We start from the raw sequence: 1,455 nt of genomic DNA on the forward strand, positions 1-1,455 counted from the left end.
CCCGGGGGGGTGGTGTGGGGGGCCGCCCCCGCCCCCCCCGCCCCCGGGTCGCGCCACCCCACCACCCCCCTCCGTCAGGAACGAAGAGAACCCAAGGGACGTGGCGGGGGCTCCCGACGATGAGACACGTCGTCGACCTCCGACCGCCCTGCGCGAGACCAGCATCGAGGCCCTGACAACCTGGCTGAAAAGACCACAAGCTCGCTGCCTTCACTGGCGTCACCCGCCCCCTCGACGAACGGCTCAGGAGTCGAGGTCCCACCTGTAGATGACGCTGTGTCGTGTGATCACGACACTTTTGTTGTCTCCGGTCCCGAGAGCCGCGAGCCGCCGCGCCTGCGTCGGGCCCCGGCCATGGACGGTTCTGCCCTCACAACCCGCGGCCTTGAGAGAACGATCGCCCGACCCCGGCGACGGCGTCCAAGGCGCTGAAGCGCTTCTCGTGGGGGCAGCGTTGCGATCGGCGGCGCGTCGGTGTCGTCCAGCGCCCGCACCTACGCCTGACCGCTCTCGCTGCCCGCCACCGCGACCGCACGTCTGTTGACCGGGCCAGCGCGACACTCCCGGGCCGGTTCCCGCATCCCGGGCTTCCCGCCAACCCATCCGCCTCCTGGTGTGCGCAGGTTCCAGACACCGACATCCCGTCGTGACCGCCTGCGATTGGCACGCGGACGGCCCCCACCGAGGCACGGGGGCGTCCTCCTCCTCCGCTTCTCGCAGCATCTCGCCGCGCTGTTTCGTAGGCCCTATGGCCACACAGTGGACGTCGGGATCGTCCTTGCGGGGGTGCTGCTCGAAGGACGGCGAAGGCAGCGGCCTGGTTTGAACGCCGGTTCCCAGATCCACGTGCCGCCGGCGCCGCCGTCCGCCTCTGCGGCGCCGCCGGGTGTCCGGTTAGCCGCGTGGATCTGGGTGCGGGCCCGGCCAGGCATCGGCTGGAGTCACGATGGGGGCCGTGAGGCCGATGCAGGACCGAGGGGCTGTGATGCCGCCGACCACGGGTGGCGGCCGTTCGGCGGTCGTTTAGACGAAGGATCAGCCAGCCCGGCTTCGATGGTGACCCACTGGCGTGCGGTGCGGGTGTGCGGTGTGGTGTGGGCATGCCGAGGCCGCCCGGGACCCGAGTGGTTCCGGGCGGCCTCGGCGGTCATGCCGGTCGTGCTGGTGGGGTGGGTTATGCGGCCCGGTCGAGGGGGTCGTCGGGTGGGCCGGTGCCGCCCGGCGGCCCGGTCGCCCCTCGGGCGTCGGCCGGTGGCAGCAGCCGGTAGATGTACCGCCCGTCGGGATCCTTGGTGATGTGGATCTGGTCGGGGCTGGTGTGCTTGAAGCGGTTGTGCCATCCGCAGGTGAGGGCGAGTTGGTCGATGTCGGTGGGGCTGCCGAGTGCCCATCCGTGGACGTGGTCGACCTCGCACAGCGTGCCCGGCATCTCGCATCCCCGCACCGCGCAGGAGG

1 protein-coding gene is annotated in these 1,455 nt (G+C 71.5%); it reads right to left on the minus strand.

Annotated elements, in window-relative coordinates; translation table 11 throughout:
- Positions 1-1,174: 1,174 nt before the first annotated feature.
- On the minus strand, positions 1,175-1,455 hold a 281-nt coding region (locus tag F8568_RS46420; protein WP_207750441.1), incomplete at its 5' end, for an HNH endonuclease signature motif containing protein.

The sequence above is a fragment of the Actinomadura physcomitrii genome, from assembly GCF_008923205.2.
GTDB lineage: Bacteria > Actinomycetota > Actinomycetes > Streptosporangiales > Streptosporangiaceae > Spirillospora > Spirillospora physcomitrii.